Below are 23,279 nucleotides of genomic sequence, written 5' to 3' on the forward strand. Positions count from 1 at the left end.
TCGTGCTTTTATTTTGAAATGACATTGAATTCACACATGAAAAAAATCTTTATATTACTAATTTATATTTCCATTCTCGCCGCCTGCGTCCCTGCAACGGATACGCCGATTGTCGCTACAACTTTGCCAACCGTAAGCCCAACTTTCGTACAGGTATCTTTGCCCGCAGCTTTGTGGATCAGCCCGGTTGTTCCGAATGATTTGAAGCTCATCGTGCAATCATGGGGTATTCCGCTGATTGACGACCCCACACTTGCCACACAAAAACTGGACATATCAGATTCAGGTGCATTATGGATTTATGCCCTCGTTGCGCCTTTTCCCACCGTCACAGATGATGTTGCTTACGAGGATTTAATGTCCACCTGGAAAGGCGCTCCTGCTGGACCGTTAGCCGGGCGCGGTTTACTAATGGCAGAATCCACTCTGGAGGCGTTCACTGCTCTTTGGGGTGAACCAGCTAGCGGCGTGATAAGAAGCCTTCCATCTGAAGAATTGTTGAATGTTGCATGGGATGAAATGTCCCCTTGGGCGATCATCCCATTTGAAGAGATCCAGCCAAAATGGAAGGTGCTAAGCGTAGATGGTCAATCTCCCATCCATAAGGATTTTGATGTAGGGTTGTATTTGCTAAAAATAAATTTTGGCTTATCAAACCCTGGCTCTTTTGCATTGCCTGAGTCAAACCGCGATCCATCAAAATTGACAACCGTTGTTTTAACAGGCGTGACCGCCTTGGTGCGTGCCACTGCTTTCACGATGGAATCGAAAGGCGTAACCCGCCCCGGCGAGTTGATCTATGATTGGCTGCACAACGCGGATGTGACGCACATTAGCAACGAGGTTCCCTTTGACAAAGACTGCCCGTATCCAACGCCTGGTTATAAGAATTTTATTTTATGCAGTGACCCGAAATATTTTGAATTACTGCAATATGTGGGGACGGATATTGTTGAATTGACGGGCGATCACTTTGCGGATCGCGGCACACAAGCCATGTTGGATACGTTGGAAATGTACAAGCAAAATAATCTGCCATACTACGGCGGCGGTGCAAATGCGGATGAAGCGCGTCTGCCCGTATTGATGGAAGTGAACGGGAATAAGATTGCATTCATAGGATGCAATGGGAAGAAGTCCTATACTTTTGTAAAGGCAACAGCAACTTCCCCGGGCGCGGCGGATTGTGATTTTGATTTTTTCACAAAGCAAGTCAATGCATTGAAGGCGCAAGGTTATATGGTGATCTTCACTTTCCAGCACGAAGAGTGCTATCACTATGGGCCGTGTTATGCACATGATGAGGATTTCCGCATTGTGGCTGATGTAGGTGCTGTGGTGGTGAGCGGCAGTCAGGCGCATTATCCGCATTTGATGGAGTTTCGCGGCGACTCTTTCATCCATTATGGCCTGGGTAATCTTTTCTTTGACCAGATGACCTACACGCTGCCAGATGGAAGTGTGATCGATGAAACACGCCGTGAGTTTATAGACCGCCATGTCTTTTATGATGGCCGCTACCTCGGCATGGAATTGTTGACTGCCATGCTTGAGGATTTCTCACGTCCACGCCCGATGAATGAGCGTGAACGCACTGCATTCCTCTCGGAATATTTCTCTTACAGTGGATGGGTTCCACTTTTGCCAACCCCCATTCCTCAACCGACGGTCACACTTACACCGATTGTGTTGCCGTAATTACCCTTATCTCCAGCCCTTCCCCCGAAAAGGGAAGGGAGTCCCTTCTCTCTTTGGGAGAGGGTTAGGGTGATGGGGAATTTACAATCTTTTTACATCCTCGCCACACGTACTTAACTTGCATCCTCTAAAATCTCATCGTAACCTAAAAGGAGGCTTACGATGAAGAATATGTTTAAAAATTTGGTATTGGCGGTTTTAACGGCCGCCCTCGTTTTTGCTGCATTTCCTGTCACGAGCGCTTTTGCAGCAGGCGATCCTCCGCCCCCTGCAACCGGTGAGCTGACAACGGAGCGATTGGAAAAAATATGGGCGCGCCAGTTGCAGGCTTATGAACGCCTGGGCAGGGCGTTTGAAGATACCGATGCTCATATTGCCAAATTTCAAGCACTAATTGACAAAGCTGCGGCAAATGACAAGGATGTCTCTACTTTGCAGGCTGCACTGGATGCTTACGAATCCGCGTTGAAAGCCGCGAAGCCGACTTACAACAGCATCAATGGCATTGTCAACCCGCACCAGGGATTTGATGAGAACGGCAAAGTAACAGATGCTGAAAAGGCAAAATCTACAGTGGGTGAAATGCGTACGAAAATGCAGGAGATCAGAACTACGATGGGCGGCACGTTCAAGGCATTGCGTGAGGCTATGAAAGCATTTCGTGAAGCAAATAAACCTGCTGATGCGCAGAAATAACACCATAAATAATTTTTATACATAAGCTAGATAGGCGCGGACTGCCTGCGCCTATCTATTCATATGACTGCCTCAACATTTTATCATGACAGATCAAATTGGAAATTTCGCAAGGGGACTGAAAAGGATTTCTGTATTATTTTATGCAACAAGCGGTAAAATAGACTTCATCCATTTTGAAACGCTGTCATATTAATGATCTGCAAATTTACATTATTCGAATGAGGTAATCATGCAAAAGAAAGTTATCCAAACAGATAAAGCTCCAAAGGCCATTGGGCCATATTCCCAGGCGATTCGCACCGAATCAATGGTCTACACTGCGGGGCAGGTTGGCCTTGACCCCGCCACGGGAGAGCTGGTTGCCGGCGGCGTTGAAGAGCAAACCCGGCAAGTATTCAGCAATCTCCGAGCGGTGTTGGAAGCGGCAGGTTCCAGCCTTGAGCATATTGTGAAGACAACCGTATTCCTTCAAGACATGAATGATTTTCAAAAAATGAATTCGATCTATGCCGAATACTTGGGTGAAAATCCGCCTGCGCGCAGTACGATAGCTGTAGTAGCCTTACCCAAAGGTGGGCTGGTGGAAATTGAAGCCGTTGCATTAATTGCCTAAACCATGTCTTCTGAAATGATCCTACTGGTTGACGATGAGCCTTCCATTATTCAACTCTCGCGCATGTATTTCGAGCGGGAAGGCTTTCGTGTGCAGGAAATTTCAGACGGCGAATCCGCGCTGGATGCGGTTGCGAAACAACATCCAGCATTGATCGTGTTGGATGTGATGCTCCCTAAACTGGATGGATTTGAAGTTTGCCGAAAGTTGCGTGCAAGCGGAGATCATACTCCAATCATCATGTTGACCGCACGAGATGAGGATATTGATAAGATCCTCGGCCTCGAACTCGGCGCAGATGATTACCTCACCAAGCCATTTAATCCGCGTGAGTTGATCGCGCGCGTGAAAGCAATTTTGCGCAGGGGAGAAAACAAAAAACAGGATGGGAAAACCGTACATCATGGCGACTTGACCATTGACCCCGCTACTCGCGAAGTCCGCCTCGCTTCGCGGACCCTTAGCCTGCGTGCCCAGGAATTTGACCTTTTACTCACCCTGGCAGAACAACCCGGCCGCGTGTTCACCCGTGAGCAATTGCTCCAGCTCGCATGGGGGTTTGATTACTACGGCCAGACCCGTACAGTGGATGTGCACATTGCCCATCTCCGCAAAAAATTGGATGGCTCAACCGTGAAGATCGAAACTGTCACAGGGGTGGGATATAAATTGGTAACCTAATGTCGTTGCGAGGGTGTTCTTGTTCTTCGCCCGAAGCAATCTCCTGCTTAAACTGAGATTGCTTCGTCGGGCTGAGGCCCTCCTCGCAATGACATAATCATCCTCATGTTCAAATCCCTCCGCTCCCGTCTCTGGTTAAGTTATGCCCTCATCATCGTCACAGCATTAAGTGTTGTGGCGATGATTCTGTTTGTGTATCTGATCCGTAATCCCATTTCGTATCGTCAAACTCTGGAACGATTGAAGGCAGTGCAAACTGTTGTGATAGAGCGGGAGAATGTGCCGCAATTCCAATCTATTTCTATTTCAGCCGAGAAGGCTTCGCGTACTTTCAACGTGCGCGTTTTATTGTTCTCACAGGATAAACAACTTATTCTGGATACTTATGCTGATAAAGAAGTTACTCTCCCGTTTCCCGAGCGAAAAATTTTGAAACGAAATGCGGCGCCTCTCCTACGCGATGCAAATAATGTGACCTGGCTCTATTCACTAGAGCAGCTTTCAGATGGTACTTTCTTGATGGTGGCGGCTCCACGTCCGCGCATTTCCATCTTGAATGTATTTAGCGATGAATTGCTGCCTCTCATCTTACAAGGCGGATTGGTTGCATTGTTTCTTTCGTTGATAGTTGCCTTCTTTTTCGCACGCTGGATCGCAGACCCCTTGCAAAAAGTAGTGCTTGCGGCACGTACGTTACCGTCAGATAAGATCAAGCCAGTTGAAACGAGCGGCCCGCACGAGGTCCAGGAGTTGACGCGGGCTTTCAATGCCATGATCGCGCGTATGCAGGCGAGTCAAAAGTCACAGCGCGAGTTTGTGGCGAATGTATCCCATGAATTAAAAACGCCGCTCACCTCCATTCAAGGATTCGCGCAGGCAATTTTGGATGGCACAGCCAATACGAACGAGTCGCGCCAGCAAGCCGCACAGGTGATCTATAACGAGTCAGGGCGTATGCATCGCATGGTGCTGGATTTGCTTGACCTTGCGCGGCTAGATGCGGGCACAGCGGATATTACAATAGGCTCCGTGAATATGTCTGCATTGTTGAATGCTGTTGCAGAAAAATTTTCACCGCAATTGCAAAGAGCGGGCGTGAATATTGAAGTGAATGTCCCATCGAATTTGCCAACTATTACTGCGGATGGTGATCGTATAGCGCAGGTCTTTACAAACCTGGTAGACAATGCGCTCAAGTTCACTCCGCGTGGAGGGTTGATCTCTGTAAAGGCTTCGGTTGAAAACAACGATATGCTCATCTCGGTCACTGACACGGGTGCAGGGATTCCAGAAAATGCACAGGCGCACATCTTTGGGCGGTTTTATCAGGCCGATCCTTCCCGTAGAGGTGGTGAGCAGCACGGTGCCGGGTTGGGGCTGGCTATTGCACATGAAATTGTGCAGGCTCATGGTGGTAGAATTAGCGTCCGCAGTAAGTTGGGGGAGGGAACATCGTTCGATGTGTTCCTACCGCTCATGAAAACGAAACTCTCGAAGTAAAATAACGCATTGCGTAATACATATTACGCAATGCGTTATTTGCCGAAAACTTGAACAACCATGCCACCCTTTGTATCGATCATCGTTCCTTGCTATAACGAGGAACCTACCATTCGCCATTTGCTTGATTCCATCCTTGCGCAGACATATCCGCGTGAGCAGATGGAATTGATCATCTCTGACGGCATGTCCACGGATCGTACACGAGATGTGATATCTGAATTTCAAAAGGAACATGCAGACCTCGTGATCCGCGCGGTTGAGAATTCGGTGAGGACAATTCCCTCGGGACTGAATCAGGCCATTCGTGAGTCCAGGGGCGAGCTCATTATCCGCCTGGATGCTCATTCCATTCCCATCCCAGAATACGTGGAGCGTTGCGTGTCTGCTCATCAATCTGGTAAAGGGGATAACGTGGGCGGCGTATGGGAGATCCGTGCGGGGGCCGAAACATGGGTGGCTAATTCCATTTCATTTGCGGCAGCGCATCCATTGGGAGTTGGGGATGCGATGTATCGACTTAATGCAAGAGCGGGCGCAGTGGATACTGTGCCCTTTGGCTCCTTCCGCCGTACGTTGATCGATAAGATCGGCGGTTTTGATGAAACCCTGCTTGCCAATGAAGATTATGAATTCAACACTCGTGTGCGCGAGTCGGGTGGAACTGTCTGGCTTGACCCGACCATCCGTTGTGTTTATTTCTCGCGAAGCACATTTGTAAAACTTGCGATTCAATACTGGCGTTATGGTTTTTGGAAATTAAAAATGCTCAAGCGATATCCATATACTTTGCGCTGGCGGCAGGCTTTGCCGCCTGTCTTTGTGTTCGGTCTGATCGCCTTGATTGTGTTATCCTTATGGGTTGATGGTGTGCGATATTTGCTTGCAGCGCAATTATTCATTTATTTTATTTCGTTAAGTCTGGCTGGTTTGAAACTGGCAATTGAAAAAAGGAAAGGCTTTCTTCTTTGGGGGTTGCCGCTTGCAATCGCGACCATGCATTTTGCATGGGGTGCGGGGTTCTTGTGGAGCGGTATCGTAAATTTGTTCAACAAAAATGGCTGATATTTACCATCCCTCCCTGCGTCTAAGACCAAGTGAGCAGCGTTCCATATTAATTGTGGGTGACTTAGTAGCATCTGTCACTGCCATGGGCGCGGCGATTTATTTTTGGTATCAATATTCCCTGTATCGACTGATAGAAAGTGGGTTAACGCCAGCCAGGGCTGAGCGCCTTATAACAATAGAAGTTCCATTTTGGTTTTACCTGCTCCCGTTGGTCTGGCTTTTGTTAATGGTGGAATCATATGATGTGCACTCCGCAGCAAATTGGAGGAAGACTCTGCGCGGAATTGCGGCTGCCCCGATTGTTGGTTTGTTGGCGTATTCGCTGCTCTTCACGATCAATCTGGACCCGAACTCGCTCCCGCGTATTGCAGTCGGTGCATTCCTCGTTATCGCTTCGATCTTAACTTTGGGCTGGCGCGCCATCTATATACGTATCTACACCTCATCCGGGTTAATGCGCCGCGTACTGATCGTGGGTGCGGGCAAGGCTGGCCACTCACTGGCTGATATTTATCGTATGCTCAACCCTCCGCCTTTTCTTCTACTAGGATTTATAGATGACGATTTAAGAAAGAAGGGCAAATCTTATTACGGGTTTGCAGTACTTGGCACGAGTGAGCAGCTTTTGGATATTGTAGAAGATTACCGTGTTTCAGATATTGTTGTGGCGATTAACGGTGAGATCAAAGGCGAAACTTTCCAAACCATCCTGGATACGCAGGAGCGTGGTGTGGAAGTATCCCGCATGCCCATCTTGTACGAGGAGTTGACACAACGCGTGCCGATTGAACATCTCGAATCGGATTGGGTGATCCGCTCCTTTGTAGATCAGGTTCGCGTCAGTGGGATGTATGAGTTTTCAAAAAGGCTTATGGACATTTTGGGCGCTTTCCTGGGAACCTTTATCTTAGCTATTATTCTTCCGTTTATATCGCTCGCAATCCTTTTGGAAAGTGGGTTCCCAATCTTTTATTATCAGCCTAGGCTGGGCAAGGGAGCAAAGATTTTTAGAATTTATAAGTTCCGCACCATGAAGCAAGACGCAGAGATGGATGGCGAAATAAAAATGGCTGCAGAGAATGATCCGCGCGTGACGCGCGTCGGCAATTTTTTGCGCCGTACCCGTCTGGATGAGACGCCCCAGTTTCTGAGTGTCTTGCAGGGCGAGATGAGTATGGTTGGCCCACGCGCTGAACGGCCTGAGTTGGTGGCGGAATATCAAAAGAAAATCCCATTTTATCGCGCGCGCTTGCTCGTGAAACCCGGTCTCACCGGATGGGCACAGATCAATTATGGATATGTTGCCACTGTGAAAGAAACCGTTGTAAAACTTGAATACGATCTTTATTACATTAAACACCGCACCCTTGGCATGGATTTTAATATTATCCTGCGTACGATTGGTACAGTCTTAAGAAGAACAGGTAGATAATGAAATATTTAGTAACAGGCGGCGCAGGATTCATCGGTTCTCATATCACTCGTACTCTTTTGGAAAAGGGAAATCAAGTCCGCATTTTGGATAACTTTTCTTCAGGCAAGCGCGAAAATTTGAAAGGTTTGGACGTTGACCTTATCGAAGGTGACCTGCGCGATGCCTCCAAAGTCGCGGAAGCCGTAAAAGACATGGACATCATCTTCCACGAGGCAGCTTTCGTCTCTGTCGCTGAATCAATGGAAAGACCGCAGGAATGCCTGGATGTAAACATTACAGGTACATCTATTCTCTTTGACACGGCGCGCAAGGCGGGCGTCAAACGCGTGGTGATTGCTTCCAGCGCAGCAGTGTATGGTGACTCGGAAACCTATCCGCTTTCGGAGGATTCGCCTTTACGCCAGTTATCGCCATACGCCACTTCCAAACGCGTGGATGAAATGTACGCTGAATTATTCACCCAGCAATTCGGGTTGGAAGTAGCGGCGCTGCGTTACTTCAATGTTTACGGTCCGCGTCAGCGACCTGACTCCATGTACGCCGCCGCCGTGCCGATCTTCATCCGCCGCATGTTGGATAACAAACCGATTACCGTCTATGGTGATGGCGGCCAGACCCGTGACCTCATCAATGTCCGCGATGTGGTGCAGGCGAATTTGCTTGCATCCGAACATCCCGCCGCGCCTGGCAAAATCTTCAACGTCTGCACAGGCGTCGAGACTCGTCTACTTGACCTGCTTGACATCCTTTACGAATTCTTCCCCAACGCTCCCAAACATGTCCACGCCGAACCGCGCGCTGGTGACATCTATCGCTCCATCGGCACGCCGAAGAAGATCATGGAAACCCTCGGCTTCAAGCCACAAGTTTCGCTGGCGGATGGTCTTTTTGAAGCTGTGGAGTCAATGCGAAAAGCGTAATACGAGATACGTAATTCGTAAATTTACACGTCACGCATCACGTATTACTTCATCCTTCATCCCTTACCCTTTCCTCCCATGTCCACTCGACTTCACCTCCGTAACCGCTTCGTCCTAATTGGCGATATCGCCCTCATCATCGTTTCGGTGCTGGGCAGTTTCGCGTTGCGGTTGGATGTCAGCGAATTGCCTTTCTATTTCCCTGCAGCATTGATGATGTGTGCGGTGGCCTTGCTTGTAAAAATCCCCACTTATTATTATTTCGGCTTGTATCGCCGCTTGTGGTTGTATGCCAGCATAAGCGAACTTCGCCTGATCACTGTGGCAGTAACCACCGCAACTGTGCTGACCTCGGGTGTCATGCTTCTGCTCATCAATTTCAAGCTGCTTCAACCTGGCATGCCCCGTTCCGCGCTAGGCATTGACTGGCTGCTCTCGCTCGTCCTTATTGGCGGTTCGCGTTTCGCCTTGCGCATTCTCGCGGAGCAGAATACTGTTGCGCGAGAAGGAAAGACCAAGCGTGTGCTTATTATCGGCGCAGGTGATGAAGGCGCACTGGTCGTGCGTGAATTACAGAAATCATCCCAACTAAACCTTGTTCCCGTTGGATTCCTCGATGATGATCCCGCTAAACAGAAGCACCAAATTTACGGTGTTTCTGTCATTGGCAGGGTAAACAAAATTGCAGATATTCTCGATAGTCAGCGTGTGGACGAAGTCATCATCGCCATTCCATCCGCGCCAGGTAGCATCATTCGCCTCGTCAATGACGCCTGCCGCCAAAAAGGGATTGCCTCCCGCACCATGCCTGGCATGTATGAACTGATCGGCGGCAAGGTCAGCGTCAATCGTCTGCGTGAAGTGGACATCACCGATCTGCTGCGCCGCGAACCCGTCACCATTGATGACCACCTCGTTGGTTCAATTCTCGGCGGCAAGCGTATTCTAGTTACAGGTGCGGGCGGTTCCATTGGGCGTGAGATCTGCCGTCAGATTGCACGCTGGGCTCCTGCCGAACTGGTTTTGCTCGGTCATGGCGAGAACAGCATCTTTGAATCGCTGCTCGAACTCAACGAAGATTTTCCGTCCCTTTCCATTCATCCCGTCATTGCCGATGTTCGCGATGCAAGCCGCATCGAAGAGATGTTCAAACTGCATCAGCCGCAGGTGGTCTTTCATGCCGCGGCGCACAAGCATGTCCCGTTGATGGAAGCGAATGTCGAAGAGGCGATCACGAACAATGTCCTTGGCACGAGAAATGTTGTAGGAACAGCGAACAGGTACGGGGTGGAAAGACTCGTTCTCATTTCCACAGATAAAGCCGTTCGCCCCGTCAGCATCATGGGCGCAACCAAACGTCTCGCTGAGATGATCGTCCTCGATACTGCGCAGCGCACGAAGCGTGCGTATTCCGTTGTCCGTTTTGGAAATGTGCTTGGCAGCCGCGGCAGTGTGGTTCCGAAATTCAAAAATCAAATTGCGCGCGGCGGACCTGTTACCATCACGCACCCCGAAATGCATCGCTATTTCATGACCATCCCCGAGGCAGTTCATCTTGTTTTGCAAGCTGCATCGATGGGGCAGGGCGGCGAGGTGTTCATGCTCAACATGGGCCAGCAGGTTCGCATCCTCGATCTTGCCGAAGACCTGATCAAGCTTTCTGGTCTGGAGCCGCATCGCGATATTGAAATTACATTCACAGGCATTCGCCCTGGTGAAAAGTTGCGCGAGGATCTTTGGGAGGAAGGGATGCAGTTCGAGCCCACTCAGCACTCTGAAATTTTTCGCGCCGTCGAAGAGGAAAAAGTTGATGGTGATTCGCTTGCGCGCGCCATCGAGGAGCTTGCTCAATCCGCGCTTCACTCCGAGACCGATAACCTGATTCGCCAGCTCAATGATTTTCTCCCCTCAGGCTCCATCCGCTCCACCCCGCCGCCTGATATGACCTCAGTGGTTTAACGTTGAACATTCAACGTTAAACGTTTTCTTATGACTATAGTTTCCCTCATCGAATGGAATATTTTTTTAGAGAATCATCCCAACGCACATTTATTGCAGATGGGCGAATGGGGCGAATTAAAAAATAACTTTGGATGGAAACCCGTACGCCTCGTTCTTAACAACGAAGTTGGTGCGCAGATTCTCTTCCGCCGCCTACCTTTTGGTTTGACTCTCGGCTACATGCCGAAACCAGTTTTTAGCTTTGAGCAATCAGCAGTTAGCGATCAGTTTTGGAAAGAGGTTGATTCTGTTTGCAAAAAGAATCACGCGGTCTTCCTGAAAGTTGAACCTGATGCCTGGCTTAATGAATTCAACTTTCAACTTTCAACTTTCAAACTTTCCACTCATAACATCCAGCCTCCACGCACCATCATCATTGATATTAAAGATAGCGAAGAGCAAATCCTGGCGCGTATGAAACCAAAATGCCGCTATAACATTCGCCTTGCTGAGAAAAAGGGCGTGACTGTTCGCGCATGGGACGATATCTCCGCTTTCCACGAAATGCTGACCGTCACAGGCGGGCGCGATAAATTCGGCGTACATTCAAAAGAATATTATCAACGTGCTTATGAGCTCTTCCATCCGAAAGGAACATGCGAATTGCTTGTTGCTGAATTCGAAGGCAAACCCCTCGCTTCGCTGATGGTCTTTGCGAATGGCAAACGTGCATGGTATGTCTACGGCGCATCGAACGATCAGGAACGCAACCGAATGCCAACGTACCTCTTGCAGTGGGAAGCCATCCGCTGGGCAAAAGCGCGCGGTTGTGACGAGTACGACCTGTGGGGCGTCCCTGACGAGAATGAAGAAACCCTCGAATCCCAATTCGAATCCCGCCACGATGGACTGTGGGGAGTCTACCGTTTCAAGCGCGGCTTCGGCGGTGAAGTGAAACGCGCCGCACAAGCAGTGGACAAAGTGTACAGTCCGCTGTTGTATTGGGCATATCTGAAGTTAATAGGAAATAGAGAATAGTGACCAGCCAGAATTGGAATCAGATCATTTCTTCACTTCCCAATCCGCATTTTCTCCAAACCTACGAATGGGGACAGGTGAAGGCGAAGTATGGCTGGATTCCGTATTACGCTGTTTGGACAGATGACGGAAAGTTCATCGTCTCTCAAACTACTGATCACTTATCACTGATTACCGATCACTGTCTCGCCGCAGCATTAATTCTTAAACGCCAAATCCTCTCACAAGGTTTCGCCGCCCGCTTATCCATCCTCTATGCTCCCAAAGGCCCTTTGATGGACTGGAACAACGAACCCCTGCGGACTCGCGTGCTGAATGACTTGCAATCCTTCGCGAGAAAACAGGGTGCGATCTTCTTGAAACTTGACCCCGATGTCGTGCTCGGACGCGGAGTCCCTCACAGCGAGGAAGATGTTACAGAAAACAGTGGGCAGGCAGTGATGTCCGATCTGAAGCGCAGAGGCTGGGTATATTCGTCAGATCAGATCCAGTTCAGGAATTCCATCCTCGTGGATTTGACTGCTTCTGAAGATGAAATCCTCATGCGCATGAAACCGAAGACGCGCTACAACGTTCGCCTCGCATCGAAAAAAGGTGTGACGGTGCGCATTGGCACAGCGGATGACTTGCCTGCGCTTTACAGAATGTACGCAGAAACATCCGTGCGCGACGGCTTCGTGATTCGAAATGAAGACTACTACATGACAATCTGGAAGTTGTTCATGTCTAACATTGAAACGTTCAAACTTTCCAACCTTCCAACCTGTATCCCATTGATAGCGGAAGTTGACGGTGAACCCGTCGCTGCAATTTTCCTGTTCATGTTCGCGGGCCGTGGATATTATATTTACGGCATGTCGCGCAATGCGCACCGTGAAAAGATGCCAACTTATCTTTTACAGTGGGAAGCGATGAAGCACGCAAAGTTAAATGGATGCACGGCCTACGATCTGTGGGGCGCGCCAGAAGTCTTTGATGAGAGTGATTCAATGTGGGGTGTATACCGCTTCAAGGAAGGCTTGGGCGGTGAAGTGGTGCGGACGCTTGGTGCGTATGATTTTGCACCGAACAAACTCTGGTACGCGTTGTATTCTGACATCATGCCGCGCCTGTTGGATGTGATGCGCTTGCGCGGAAAGCAAAGAACGAAGCAGGGGTTGAGTGCGTGAAGCGTGATGCGTAACTCGTAATTGCATTGCCTTTGGACGGTTCTTACGAATCACGGATTACGGATTGCAAGAACAAGGAGCCTTTTGATGAAAACTATTGCAAGACTAAACTTTGCCCATCTTCCCACACCCATCGAAGAATTACCAAATCTTTCTAAAGCCCTTGGTGGACCGCGCCTTCTTGTTAAGCGCGACGACCAGACAGGGCTGGCTTTCGGCGGGAATAAAACCCGCAAACTGGAATTTCTCATTGCCGAGGCGAAAGAGCAGGGCGCGGACTTGTTAATCTCAGGCGGCGCGATGCAGTCTAATCACTGCCGTCAGACTGCCGCCGCCGCCGCTCGTTATGGTTTTGACTGTACCCTGGTATTGACGGGTGAGAAACCCAAACAACCATCTGCAAATTTTCTGCTAGACCAACTCTTCGGTGCGGAAATTATCACCGTCGAAGACCGTGCCTTTCGTGACCAAACTTTACAAGATACATTTGATAAAGCCGTAGCCGCCGGGAAGAAGCCTTATCTTGTGCCGTATGGTGGGTCAAGCGCCACGGGTGCGATCGCATATGCATTTGCGATTGAAGAATTGATGAAGCAACTTGCAGACTTCGGAAGTCTTGACTGGATCGTCTTCGGCACATCCTCAGGCGGCACACATGCGGGACTCGTTTTGGGCCAGCGGGTGTTTGGTTTCAAAGGCAAGATTCTTGGCATCAGCATTGATGAGCCTGAAGAAGAATTGAAATCCCACGTTTCCGAATTGGCCTCACAAGCCAGCGAAAAACTTGGCGAAAGAATCAACTTCACCCGCAACGATGTGCTTGCAACCGAAGATTATTGTCAGGCGGGCTATGGAGTCTTTGGGGAAGGGGAGCGCGAGGCGATCCATTTGTTTGCCAGCAACGAAGGCCTATTGCTCGATCCCGTCTACACTGGCCGCGCCGCCGCTGGGATGATCGACTTGATTCGCAAGGGATTTTTCAAAAGGGAAGAAACGGTGCTGTTCTGGCATACAGGCGGTCAGCCCGCCTTGTTTGCAGATAAGTATTCGGGGGATGTAATTAGGTAAACAGGTAAGTACGTAAACAGGTAACCATCATATATCTACATGTTTACCTGTTTACCTGTCTACTTGCCTTCGTTTTTATTCCAAAATCTCCACACTCATCCCAACCTCAAGCCTGCCTTCATTCAACGGAATGACATTCATTCCAAAGATCACGCCTGACTTACGCCTGCGAAAGGTCGCCAGAGTCTTAAGCGGCTCTTTGCTTTTCTCCAGAGTCTGTTTATCAATCGTCGTTACCAGGCAGCGTGCGCACGGTTTGACGAGCGCCATTTCAACCTCGCCAATCTTGATGCGCTTCCATGAGTCTTCTGCGAAGGGCTCACAGTTCTTGACAACCAGGTTCGGGCGGAATCGATTCATCGGGAGAGGGGTATCCAACCTCGAGTTTAAGTCTTGAAGCGAGGCTTCAGAGATGATCAGGATCGGGTAGCCGTCTGCAAATCCAGTGTGGTCATCGGCGTTGATGGCATAATCTTGATTCAACTTGCGTTGAAATCCATCGGCGATGTGAACGAGGCGGGCTGATATACCAAGCCAGTCTGATAACCATTGCGCGGATTCTTCGCCCTGATCCACGGCTTGCACGCCTATGCTCTTCCAAATGCTGACAGGGAACGTAGCGCCTGACTTCTGAATTCCAAATTGAATCGAATCAAAATTGGGCGCGGAAAGCGTAACCAAATCATTTTCCATTTCCTTCGCGCTCCCGAAAGTGCGTCGGGACGGTGTGAGCGGAGCGAGGGCATGTTCTTCGCCCGAACGCAGTGTTGCGCTGAGCCTGTCGAAGTGTCGAAGCGTGGGGGTGATAAGCGCAAGTTTAGGATATTCACGCTGCGTGAGGAATTTCCCTTCAGGCGTAACCACCATCATACGGCGGTCATTCTCAAGACCCATACGTTCAACGTTGGAAGTTTGCACATCGAATCCGCGGCAGGCTTTGATGGGGTAGTAGGTGAGGGTGGAAACAGTAATCATGAAAATCCTTTGTAGCACGATGGATGATATGGGCTGTGGTCTATCGTCAACAGTCTTCTATGAGAGTGTCTGAAAACTCAATTTTAGATACGGATTTGTAGGGACACAGCGAAACGATTGATGATCAAAATTATGAATCGACTCGCTGTGTCCCTACTTTTCTGACACTTACTAAACAATTTCTTCGTAAATAATTTTTGAAATTTGCGCCATGCAGGCATGTGCTTTGTCTTCTTCAACTTCAGGGAAGCCGTGTGTTAGAAGCGTAATAGCATACGGCTTGCGGTTGGGCGGAAGGACAATGCCAGTGTCATGAAAGAATGAACCCGTCCAGCCTGTTTTGTGTGCTACCTTCGCCGATGTGGGCAGAAGTGCGGGAATACTTTCGTTAAACTCCTGTCCGAGCATAATCTGGATCATTTCATCAGAGGCTTCTTTTGATATAACCTTTCCTTCCGCGATGAGTCTCATCATTTGTGTGAGTCCGTGTGCACTGCATGTGTTGTTGATATTTAATCGATATGCCTTGTTATCCTCGATCTCACGGATGATGTTGATATCTTTGATTCCCAGTTCTTTTATGAAAGCATCCACGCGTTGAGTGCTGACCTTGTCCATCAAAATGTTGGTAGCGAGATTGCTGGAGCGCACGATCATTAAGCGATTTAATTCGCGGATGGTTTCCTGCTCGCCGACGCGCGAATAGAATGTTAGTTCAGAATCATCAGCGGGGTCAAGCAGGAATTCACTGCCATCCACAATGCTTGTGAACGAGTTGTAAATTTCCAACTTCTCATCCAATGAAAGTAACCCCGCCTGCGCCTGGCGGAACACCTCCATCATCACAGGCACTTTCATGGTGCTGGCAGGGTGCATCATCTCATCCGCATTGACGAGAATCTCTTGCTGCGTTTGCAGGTCGTACACTGCAATGCCAATGGACTTGTCTTTGAACTGGGAGATAAACGATTCGAGTTGAGTCATACGCGCAATTGTAACAAACCCCTGTGGCTATATCTTAAAAATGTCATCCTGAACGGAGCGACACTTGCGCCACGCGCCAGTGCGGTGAGGATCTCAGCTTCCACAGCAAGAGACTCTCACCGCACTGCAACAAACGCAGTGCGGCGCAGTGTCGGTCGCAAAGTGCGCTCCCTCAGAGCAACACAATACTTTTGAAATGACTTGTAGTCAATTCATTCTTCAGTAGGATGATTTGTTTATATTATTGCTATCCCTCTGTCCATCACAGCGGAGAGTTTATCCGCTGCCTTCGTATTTGAAAGATACTTTCAACTTGGTGCGATACATCGTCACTTTGCCGTCTTCCAAAACCATGTCCATTTCGACGACTTCAGCAACACGCAACTCCCGCAAGGATTGCGATGCGCGTTCGACAGCCGCAGCTGCGGCCTTTTCCCAGGATTCAGGACTGCTGCCAATCAACTCGATTACTTTATAAACGCTTTCTGCCATTGTTCTCTCCTTTTATAGCGCTGGTTTATTATTGCTAAATCACTATACAATATTTTTCACGGCAATACAATATTCTTAATTCTTACATCCAAAGCAAAAGCGCCTTTGCTTAACACGCGCAATGGATTGATCTCGATCTCTTCGATATTTTCATTGTCCATTGCGAGGTGCGATAATTTGATCAAGGCATCGATGACAGACTCCTCGTCAACGGGTGGGATGTTGCGAAAGCCTTTTAACTTTTTCCCAGCCCACGTTTTACGCATCATAGACTCCGCCTCGGCCTGATTCAGCGGTGCTAGGGCAAATGCCACATCCCTGAGTCCTTCCACCTCAACGCCGCCTGAGCCGAACATCATCAACGGCCCAAATTGTAGATCGCGCACCATGCCAACGATGACTTCCTGTCCCTCAGAGATTTGACGTTGCAGATGCACACCCTCGATCCGTACTCTTGGAATTAAAGCTTTGACTCGTTTCATCGTCTGCGCGTAGCCACTTTTGAGAGATGCGGTGTCTTTAATGTTAAGCATGACACCACCCACATCTGATTTATGCAGAATATCAGGTGATGCGATCTTCATCACAACAGGGAAGCCGAGTTCGTTGGCAATAGCGATAGCTTCATTTTCATCGTGCGCAAGTTTGATGGGAGTAGTTGGAATCCCATACTCGATGAGAAGTTCGTCAAGGGTATCTGGACTCAAAAGTCTCCTGACTTTTGAGTATTTATTTTCCAACTGCAAGGCCTCCAGACTTTGCAGTCCGATTGCGCGTTTTGCCAATACCGCCAGCGCCGATGCTGCACGTTCAGGAAATGGATAAGTTGGAATGCTTGCACGCTGAAACGCTTTTCTGGCTTCTTCAACTAAGGTTGACCCCATCAACGCAATTACAACAGGCTTTCTGGAATCGGACAGCTTGCTGCTTGACTCCAAAGTTTCAACAATTTTTTCAGCGACCTCTTCTGCCTTGAACATGGGCGGCGGAGGGAGAATCACCATTACACCATCCACATTTTCATCCTGTAATAAAAGTTTCAAACAAGTAGCGTAGGCTTCGGGAGATGCGGAGGCGAGCATATCTACGGGATTATAGATACTTGCCGAAGCTGGCAGGTAGGTAGCCAAAGCTTTCAGCGTGGACTCTGTCAATTGAGACAGAAGCAGACCATTCGTTTCGAGAGAATCGGCGGCGATGACGCCCGGTCCGCCTGCATTGGTTAATATCGCCATGCGTTTCCCGCGCGGAAGTGGACAATTCTCCAAAGCTCGCGCCCAATCAAACATTTGCTCGGCGGTGTCGGCGCGAAGAATGCCAGCCTTCTCAAAAGCCGCATCGAACGCCGCTTCGGAGCCAGCCAGTGCACCTGTATGGGATGCCGCAGCTTTTTGCCCTGATTCAAAGCGACCGACTTTCAACGCAATGACAGGTTTGCGTTTGGTTACTTCACTGGCAGTTTGAACAAATTTTTTTCCATCTGAAACGCTTTCCATGTAAAGCACGATGACGCTGGTATGCTCATCCTTTGCAACCTCGGGCAGCACATCCGTCTCGTTGACATCCGCCTGGTTGCCAAGGCTGACGATCTGCGAAAAACCGAAGCCCTGCCCGCGCGCCCAATCAATGATAGCCGCCGCAAATGCGCCCGAATGTGAAATGAAACCAATGCCGCCCTGCGTTGGCATGGGCGGCTGGAGAAAGGTTGTGTCAAGCGGGAGATGTGTCTCGAGTGTGCCAATGCAATTAGGCCCAAGCAAGCGAACGCCGTGCTTGCGTGCAATATCCACACATTGTTTTTCAAGCGCTGCGCCCTCCACGCCTACTTCACGAAAGCCCGCAGAGACGATGATGGCGGCTTTGATGCCGCGCTTTGCACAATCTTCAATTGTCTGTGGCGTGGCCTGGGTTGGGACGATGAGAATCGCAAGGTCAACGGGATCGGGCACGTCACTCAAGTTTGTATATAACGGACGCCCGAATAACTCGCCGCCTTTTTGACTCAGGAAATGGATTGCGCCTTGATATCCGCTTTGAATGAGGTTGCGCGCCACGCCGTAGCCAAGTTTTTCGGGGGATGTTGACGCGCCTATGACGACGACGCCTTTAGGTTGAAAGAAGGGGGTGAGGGATGAGTCCATAGAAAGATTAAACCACAAACGGGTATGGATATAAATTGTCGAAAGTCACGAATACTAGTACCAAAGACCTACAACCTTTTTGGCTCTTTTCCTTCCACTAACTTAATGGATATTTAATCCACTTTCTGAAATGATATACTGTGATTACCTTCAGGAAGACCATCATTAGTATAGAGGAGAATTACGATGTCTAAGAAAATTCTGGTTACTTTGTCTCTTGTTTTGTTGCTGGCTCTTGGCGCTTGCTCGGGCAGCGCAGGCCTTTCTGGCTCCGCTGGAATGGCACCTGCTGATGCCGCAGCATTTGCACAGGCCGCGGCCAATGTTTCCGCCTCCGCTTCGGCAGCGTTGAGCGCAGCAGCTTCAGCCAATTCTGCGGCAGATGCGGCAGCTGCTGCTTCAGCAAAGACTGATGCGGCTGCTTCTGCTGCCGCTTCTGCCACGGCTTCCGCTGCTGCTTCTGCCGCAGCTTCCGCCGCAGTTGAAGCCAGTGCCTCGGCTCAAGCTCTTGCCGCCTTATCTGCAAATGCATCTGCCAATTCTGAGGCTGCCGCGCAGGCTATGTTCTATGCCGATGCTGCGGCTGAAGCGTCTGCGGCTGCCTCTGCCGCGGCTGAAGCGGCTGCATCGGCTGATGCCTCAGCAAATTATCAAGCAGCGGCTAGTGCGACTGCCGAAGCTGCTGCTCATGCTTCTGCGTCTGCGGCTGCCTCTGCCGCGGCTGAAGCCTACAGCTATGCGGCTGCTTCTGCCAATGCGGATGCCCTAGCCCCTGCCGCTGCGGCAGCCGAGGCCTCCGCGGCTGCGTCTGCAGCTGCCTCCGCTGCGGCTGAAGCTAATGCGGCTGGAAATGTTTCTGCTGCCGCCTCTGCTTCAGCGGAAGCTGCGGCTCATGCCCAGGCGGCGGCTGATGCAGCTGCCCAAGCCTCTGCTGCGGCTGAAGCCCTCGTCGTTACGACAGAGCCTGCTCAGGACAATACCACCCTCATTATCGTAGTTCTTCTGCTCGTTGTTGCAGCCGCAGCCGCATGGATGTTCATGCGACGCCCCCAATCCAAAGCGTAATAAACTTTATCTGATCCAAGATCCCCGCCTTGTATAAGGCGGGGTGTTTATGTTTTTATCGCTTGTCTCATAAATAACCTAAGTTGCTACCATACTCTCGTTGTGTCATGCTGAGGGCGCTCTTCGCCCGAAGCATCTCTGAGATCACGAACGCAGACCCTTCAGTCGCGGAAAAACACGCTCCCTCAGGGTGACACGTTTCTTCTATTTCGAGTTAGCAACTTAGGTTAAATTAGTAAACTTTTCGATTGAAATTACAAGTAAATACTATACCCATGATTTAGTAAACTATGTGACACCATATAAGAAGGGAGTATTCATGCCGCGCAAATTCCTCCTACCCTTATTTTTGTTTGCCTTTGTTCTGCTTGCAGGCTGTACATTTGGCGGACAGGTTACAACAGCATCTGAGCCTGACTTTGAGACGATATCCACTGACCCAGTTACACAGGCTGATATCGAGATGTACGCCTCGTTGACCGAAATCGATACTGTCCCTGCAGACCGCATCAATTTGGCAGAGACTATCCAGGGGCTTGACCCAACTACTTTACCCACGCCACCCAGCCAGCCACTGGCAACTTATGAAGTTGGAGATACCCGCGAATTTTGGACTCATGATAGCAATGCCCAGCAGTTCACGCGCATCACAGCCGAACTCATGGCAATATCCAAACATGCTTATTTCTGGCAGGATGTGAAATCCCAAGCTATCAACGCGACTGGTGAGATTGCAACAGATGAAGATTGGGCGGTGGCGGGTGAGAGTTTCGATACATCCTATGAACGCGTAAGGGCTGTGTTTGGATTTGAAGAGTCGCCAGGGCTGGATGGAGACCTGCGGCTATTTGTCATTCATTCGGATACGGTCGGGAAGGTGGGCGGATATTTTGGTCAGGCCGACCAGCTACCGGCGGAGGCGGAAGCGCATTCCAATCAAGGTCAATATTTCTTCATCTCGAATATATGGTCATCGGGCATTGCCAGCGATTACTATAAGGAAGTCCTGGCGCATGAGTTCCAGCATATGATCCATAAGAGAGTGGACCCGAACGAGGAAGGCTGGATGAATGAGGGGTTGAGCATGTTGGCCCAGCAGGTGGCGGGGATGCGCGGCTATAACTCGGTGGCTGATTATTTATTGAAGCCCGACCAATCTTTGTGGTATTGGAGCAGCAAGCCGCAGGATTATGGGCAGTCGTATCTTTATCTTGATTATCTTTACGAGCAGGTGGGGGAGGAGTTCATCAAGGATCTGGTAGCCAACCCCGTGAACGGACTTGCGAGCGTTGACCAGACTCTGGCGGAACATAATTCACCACGAAGCACGGACGAACTTTATGCAGATGCCATGACTGCCGCGTTCTTCAACGACCCTGCGCTGGATGATGGCCAATTCGCTTATCAATTTCCGATCCTGCCTGAGATGACACCCCGCTATGAGTTCACTTCATTGCCTGCTGTTTATCAGGGAAGTGTGGAGCAATACGGCGGCGTGAACATTATGACCTTTAGTGGAAAGGGCCAGGCCACGCTCACTTTCACAGGCGATCAGAGAATAAAACTTATCCCCACCGAGGCGCATAGCGGAGAAAACTTCTGGTGGTCGAATCGATATGACTCGACCTTTGGCACATTGACCCGCGAAGTCGATCTTTCATCTGTATCGAAGGCAACGCTGAAATATTGGGCATGGTACGACATCGAAGAAGATTGGGATTATGCCTACTTGCTAGTCTCAACGGATAACGGGGAGCATTGGATGATACTGCCTGCCACTTCCAGCCGCGAGACAGACCCGAATGACCAAAACCTGGGGAATGGATTCTCAGGCATCAGCGGCGGTGGCAAGGATGCGGTATGGATCGAGGAGACAGCAGATCTGAGCAAATTTGCGGGAGAAAAAATTCTGCTGAGGTTTGCGATGCAGAACGATCTTGTGGTGAATAATTTCGGTTTTGCGATAGATGATATTTCGATCCCTGAGATCAATTGGAGCGATGATGCGGAAGGAAGCGCATCAGGCTGGAGCTCGGGCGGATTCGTGTTGACCCAGAATCACGTGCCCCAGATCTGGCATCTCCGCGCGGTGGAGGAACATGATGATGGCTCGATCACTGTACACGATATTTCCATTGCAGATGGAACAGGGAAATTAGATCTTAATTTCAATGAAATGAAACGCTTGGTGGTCTTTGTCATCGGGCAGACTCGATATACATCCATCCCTGCTTTTTATAAGGTTGATGTCAAATAACGAATTCGTTTATGTTGTTAGGGGCGCAGCACTGTTGCGCCCCTACGTGATTGTTGGTGATTAATTACAGCCCCAGCCTCGACCTCATCTCATCCACAGCGATCTTGGATTCTGACAGCCCTGTGTTATTCTTTTCGCGATAGAGCTTGACGGCTTCTATCATATTGTTTGACCTCAATGCCGCCACCACTTGCGGATCGTCGCTTGCGCGCAGGTCTTCCACATAAGTGATTCCCAGATGCTTATAAACCTGCTCGATCTGCACCTCCAGCCTGTTGATGCGCTGCCTAAGCCCATAGATTTCCTGTTGCTCCTGAGATGTCATGCTGTACCTCCGTCGAAAGATTTTATGGGATTATATTCGCGGGATTGGATGCGTGTATCGTGCTGAGGTACTGGTGGAAAGACTCCGAGTATCGACCCCCCTCTGTCCTTCGGACATCTACCACTCGCTACGCTTCGGGTACGATGTCCCCCAATTGAAGATCACAATTGGGGGAGAAAGAACTCAAGTTGCCAAGAAATTAAAATTTTCATAAAAATAGCAAATTCCCCTTCCCCCAAATCCGTTTTTGATTTGGGGGAAGGCCGGGATGGGGGTCAAGACCCCTCCACCGCCTTCCTCACGTCTTTCAAAATCTCCCCACCTTCACATTTCACCAACTCATCGAACAACCTCAGCACGGACTTGATCACTCCTGCATGTGGCGCAATCTTTCGAGCCTTCTTGAAGGTTTCAATGGCGTCGTTCACCGTAGGGGCGCCCCGCCTTGATTCATCGGGTGTCTCGGTCTGCCTAGACGGGTCGCCTCTACCATCAATCTTCAATCGTAAATCGCAAATCAACAATCCACAAATCGAAAGCCCCTTCGCATCCAGCGCGGAGTAATAATCGGGCGTCTTGGCAAGGATTTCATCCGCCTGCGCAATAGACTTGGCAAAAGCCTCCTGCGCAGTTTCCCTTTCCCCTTGCCGCAAGACGATGATACCGTGCACGGCGCTTGCATTGTGGTTATTTTCTGGCACATTATATTGAAGTGCGGCTTCGATGGTGGCGCGGGCATTGACCAAATCATTTTGGAAAAGATAAGCCTGTGCTAACCCCCAACGTGCGAAGTTTTGTGTTTGCGAATATGAAATTTCATCCGCAATATTAATGGCTTGCTGATAACTTTCTTGGGCTTTCTGATATTCACCAATACTTAACCAAGTTCGACTTTTATTTTCAAGATTGATTGATTCGCTTCGGCGGTCACCAATCTCACGAACAATGACTAATGCCTGTTGTGAACTGCAATGACATCCGTTACAAAAAAACTGCAATGTGATCCGTTACAGTTCTAACGCCAAAAACTGCAATGACATATGTTACACCTTCTGGTGGAAGAGCTAGGAGGTGGAACGATGAAGACCGAGATTACGCTTCGCAAACGAGCCGTTGCCCTGCATCTGCAAGGCTGGAAGAAGAGTGAGATCGCCCGGAAACTCGAGCGATCCCGCCCCTGGGTCGATCGGTGGATCGATCGGTATTGTCC

Annotated in this window: 21 protein-coding genes; 15 read left to right on the forward strand and 6 right to left on the reverse strand. The window is 49.6% G+C overall.

Going from position 1 to position 23,279, the window contains the following annotated elements:
- Positions 1 to 36: 36 nt before the first annotated feature.
- The 12 genes from AC14M5_RS17360 to AC14M5_RS17415 all read left to right on the forward strand — a co-directional run bounded on the left by AC14M5_RS17360 (position 37) and on the right by AC14M5_RS17415 (position 13,830).
- Positions 37 to 1,698 (forward strand): CapA family protein, encoded by a 1,662-nt coding sequence (locus AC14M5_RS17360; RefSeq protein ID WP_484030957.1) that lies wholly within the window; start codon positions 37 to 39, stop codon positions 1,696 to 1,698.
- A 162-nt stretch (positions 1,699 to 1,860) separates the two neighbouring features.
- Complete coding sequence (locus tag AC14M5_RS17365) at positions 1,861 to 2,394, forward strand: hypothetical protein (RefSeq protein WP_484030958.1); 534 nt, start codon at positions 1,861 to 1,863, stop codon at positions 2,392 to 2,394.
- Positions 2,395 to 2,626: 232 nt separating this feature from the next.
- Positions 2,627 to 3,010 (forward strand): RidA family protein, encoded by a 384-nt coding sequence (locus tag AC14M5_RS17370; protein WP_484030959.1) that lies wholly within the window; start codon positions 2,627 to 2,629, stop codon positions 3,008 to 3,010.
- A gap of 3 nt (positions 3,011 to 3,013) precedes the next feature.
- Positions 3,014 to 3,691: a response regulator transcription factor gene (locus tag AC14M5_RS17375; protein ID WP_484030960.1), complete on the forward strand. Its 678-nt coding sequence runs from the start codon at positions 3,014 to 3,016 to the stop codon at positions 3,689 to 3,691.
- 105 nt (positions 3,692 to 3,796) lie between these two features.
- A complete protein-coding gene (locus AC14M5_RS17380; RefSeq protein ID WP_484030961.1) occupies positions 3,797 to 5,191 on the forward strand; it encodes a sensor histidine kinase in 1,395 nt (464 codons plus the stop codon).
- Between the two features lie 60 nt (positions 5,192 to 5,251).
- Positions 5,252 to 6,256 carry a glycosyltransferase family 2 protein gene (locus AC14M5_RS17385; RefSeq protein ID WP_484030962.1) on the forward strand — a complete coding sequence of 335 codons (1,005 nt, stop codon included), beginning with the start codon at positions 5,252 to 5,254 and terminating at the stop codon, positions 6,254 to 6,256.
- Positions 6,249 to 7,691 carry a sugar transferase gene (locus AC14M5_RS17390; RefSeq protein WP_484030963.1) on the forward strand — a complete coding sequence of 481 codons (1,443 nt, stop codon included), beginning with the start codon at positions 6,249 to 6,251 and terminating at the stop codon, positions 7,689 to 7,691. Before AC14M5_RS17385 ends, AC14M5_RS17390 begins: the two co-directional genes overlap by 8 nt.
- Complete coding sequence (locus AC14M5_RS17395; protein ID WP_484030964.1) at positions 7,691 to 8,614, forward strand: NAD-dependent epimerase/dehydratase family protein; 924 nt, start codon at positions 7,691 to 7,693, stop codon at positions 8,612 to 8,614. Before AC14M5_RS17390 ends, AC14M5_RS17395 begins: the two co-directional genes overlap by 1 nt.
- A 78-nt stretch (positions 8,615 to 8,692) precedes the next feature.
- Positions 8,693 to 10,573, forward strand: coding sequence for a polysaccharide biosynthesis protein (locus tag AC14M5_RS17400; RefSeq protein ID WP_484030965.1), 1,881 nt, complete (start codon positions 8,693 to 8,695; stop codon positions 10,571 to 10,573).
- A gap of 30 nt (positions 10,574 to 10,603) precedes the next feature.
- The gene (locus AC14M5_RS17405) at positions 10,604 to 11,593 is read left to right on the forward strand and encodes a lipid II:glycine glycyltransferase FemX (RefSeq protein ID WP_484030966.1); all 990 of its coding nucleotides are present in this window, start codon (positions 10,604 to 10,606) and stop codon (positions 11,591 to 11,593) included.
- Positions 11,593 to 12,762, forward strand: coding sequence for a lipid II:glycine glycyltransferase FemX (locus AC14M5_RS17410; protein ID WP_484030967.1), 1,170 nt, complete (start codon positions 11,593 to 11,595; stop codon positions 12,760 to 12,762). The genes AC14M5_RS17405 and AC14M5_RS17410 overlap by 1 nt, the downstream gene beginning before the upstream one ends.
- Positions 12,763 to 12,849: 87 nt before the next feature.
- On the forward strand, positions 12,850 to 13,830 hold the full coding sequence (locus tag AC14M5_RS17415) for a D-cysteine desulfhydrase family protein (RefSeq protein WP_484030968.1): 981 nt from the start codon (positions 12,850 to 12,852) through the stop codon (positions 13,828 to 13,830).
- 75 nt (positions 13,831 to 13,905) lie between these two features.
- On the opposite strand, the gene AC14M5_RS17420 is transcribed toward AC14M5_RS17415, so the two are convergent.
- The 4 genes from AC14M5_RS17420 to AC14M5_RS17435 all read right to left on the reverse strand — a co-directional run bounded on the left by AC14M5_RS17420 (position 13,906) and on the right by AC14M5_RS17435 (position 18,422).
- Positions 13,906 to 14,805: an MOSC domain-containing protein gene (locus AC14M5_RS17420; RefSeq protein ID WP_484030969.1), complete on the reverse strand. Its 900-nt coding sequence runs from the start codon at positions 14,803 to 14,805 to the stop codon at positions 13,906 to 13,908.
- Between the two features lie 171 nt (positions 14,806 to 14,976).
- The gene (locus AC14M5_RS17425; protein ID WP_484030970.1) at positions 14,977 to 15,789 is read right to left on the reverse strand and encodes a serine hydrolase; all 813 of its coding nucleotides are present in this window, start codon (positions 15,787 to 15,789) and stop codon (positions 14,977 to 14,979) included.
- A 276-nt stretch (positions 15,790 to 16,065) separates the two neighbouring features.
- Positions 16,066 to 16,281: a dodecin family protein gene (locus AC14M5_RS17430; protein WP_484030971.1), complete on the reverse strand. Its 216-nt coding sequence runs from the start codon at positions 16,279 to 16,281 to the stop codon at positions 16,066 to 16,068.
- Positions 16,282 to 16,337: 56 nt separating this feature from the next.
- Positions 16,338 to 18,422: an acetate--CoA ligase family protein gene (locus AC14M5_RS17435; RefSeq protein ID WP_484030972.1), complete on the reverse strand. Its 2,085-nt coding sequence runs from the start codon at positions 18,420 to 18,422 to the stop codon at positions 16,338 to 16,340.
- Between the two features lie 186 nt (positions 18,423 to 18,608).
- Between AC14M5_RS17435 and AC14M5_RS17440 the strand changes: the two genes are divergently transcribed.
- Entirely contained in the window at positions 18,609 to 19,487 is an 879-nt protein-coding gene (locus tag AC14M5_RS17440; protein ID WP_484030973.1) for a hypothetical protein, read from the forward strand.
- A 319-nt stretch (positions 19,488 to 19,806) separates the two neighbouring features.
- Positions 19,807 to 21,744 (forward strand): gluzincin family metallopeptidase, encoded by a 1,938-nt coding sequence (locus AC14M5_RS17445; protein ID WP_484030974.1) that lies wholly within the window; start codon positions 19,807 to 19,809, stop codon positions 21,742 to 21,744.
- Positions 21,745 to 21,808: 64 nt separating this feature from the next.
- On the opposite strand, the gene AC14M5_RS17450 is transcribed toward AC14M5_RS17445, so the two are convergent.
- The gene (locus tag AC14M5_RS17450; protein WP_484030975.1) at positions 21,809 to 22,069 is read right to left on the reverse strand and encodes a hypothetical protein; all 261 of its coding nucleotides are present in this window, start codon (positions 22,067 to 22,069) and stop codon (positions 21,809 to 21,811) included.
- A gap of 275 nt (positions 22,070 to 22,344) precedes the next feature.
- On the reverse strand, positions 22,345 to 23,067 hold the full coding sequence (locus tag AC14M5_RS17455; protein WP_484030976.1) for a tetratricopeptide repeat protein: 723 nt from the start codon (positions 23,065 to 23,067) through the stop codon (positions 22,345 to 22,347).
- An 81-nt stretch (positions 23,068 to 23,148) separates the two neighbouring features.
- On the opposite strand from AC14M5_RS17455, the gene AC14M5_RS17460 reads away from it, so the two are divergent.
- Positions 23,149 to 23,279: helix-turn-helix domain-containing protein (locus AC14M5_RS17460; RefSeq protein ID WP_484030978.1), on the forward strand; the 131-nt coding region annotated here is incomplete at its 3' end.

The organism is Candidatus Villigracilis sp. (assembly GCF_057083605.1).

What these genes read in the sequence shown, in the direction of transcription:
- AC14M5_RS17400 (WP_484030965.1), top strand. Translation starts at nt 8,693, where the DNA reads ATGTCCACTCGACTTCACCTCCGTAACCGCTTCGTCCTAATTGGCGAT.
- AC14M5_RS17430 (WP_484030971.1), bottom strand. Translation starts at nt 16,281, where the DNA reads ATGGCAGAAAGCGTTTATAAAGTAATCGAGTTGATTGGCAGCAGTCCT.
- AC14M5_RS17370 (WP_484030959.1), top strand. Translation starts at nt 2,627, where the DNA reads ATGCAAAAGAAAGTTATCCAAACAGATAAAGCTCCAAAGGCCATTGGG.
- AC14M5_RS17360 (WP_484030957.1), top strand. Translation starts at nt 37, where the DNA reads ATGAAAAAAATCTTTATATTACTAATTTATATTTCCATTCTCGCCGCC.
- AC14M5_RS17420 (WP_484030969.1), bottom strand. Translation starts at nt 14,805, where the DNA reads ATGATTACTGTTTCCACCCTCACCTACTACCCCATCAAAGCCTGCCGC.
- AC14M5_RS17395 (WP_484030964.1), top strand. Translation starts at nt 7,691, where the DNA reads ATGAAATATTTAGTAACAGGCGGCGCAGGATTCATCGGTTCTCATATC.
- AC14M5_RS17390 (WP_484030963.1), top strand. Translation starts at nt 6,249, where the DNA reads ATGGCTGATATTTACCATCCCTCCCTGCGTCTAAGACCAAGTGAGCAG.
- AC14M5_RS17380 (WP_484030961.1), top strand. Translation starts at nt 3,797, where the DNA reads ATGTTCAAATCCCTCCGCTCCCGTCTCTGGTTAAGTTATGCCCTCATC.
- AC14M5_RS17385 (WP_484030962.1), top strand. Translation starts at nt 5,252, where the DNA reads ATGCCACCCTTTGTATCGATCATCGTTCCTTGCTATAACGAGGAACCT.
- AC14M5_RS17435 (WP_484030972.1), bottom strand. Translation starts at nt 18,422, where the DNA reads ATGGACTCATCCCTCACCCCCTTCTTTCAACCTAAAGGCGTCGTCGTC.
- AC14M5_RS17405 (WP_484030966.1), top strand. Translation starts at nt 10,604, where the DNA reads ATGACTATAGTTTCCCTCATCGAATGGAATATTTTTTTAGAGAATCAT.
- AC14M5_RS17440 (WP_484030973.1), top strand. Translation starts at nt 18,609, where the DNA reads ATGTCTAAGAAAATTCTGGTTACTTTGTCTCTTGTTTTGTTGCTGGCT.
- AC14M5_RS17450 (WP_484030975.1), bottom strand. Translation starts at nt 22,069, where the DNA reads ATGACATCTCAGGAGCAACAGGAAATCTATGGGCTTAGGCAGCGCATC.
- AC14M5_RS17375 (WP_484030960.1), top strand. Translation starts at nt 3,014, where the DNA reads ATGTCTTCTGAAATGATCCTACTGGTTGACGATGAGCCTTCCATTATT.
- AC14M5_RS17445 (WP_484030974.1), top strand. Translation starts at nt 19,807, where the DNA reads ATGCCGCGCAAATTCCTCCTACCCTTATTTTTGTTTGCCTTTGTTCTG.
- AC14M5_RS17425 (WP_484030970.1), bottom strand. Translation starts at nt 15,789, where the DNA reads ATGACTCAACTCGAATCGTTTATCTCCCAGTTCAAAGACAAGTCCATT.
- AC14M5_RS17365 (WP_484030958.1), top strand. Translation starts at nt 1,861, where the DNA reads ATGAAGAATATGTTTAAAAATTTGGTATTGGCGGTTTTAACGGCCGCC.
- AC14M5_RS17415 (WP_484030968.1), top strand. Translation starts at nt 12,850, where the DNA reads ATGAAAACTATTGCAAGACTAAACTTTGCCCATCTTCCCACACCCATC.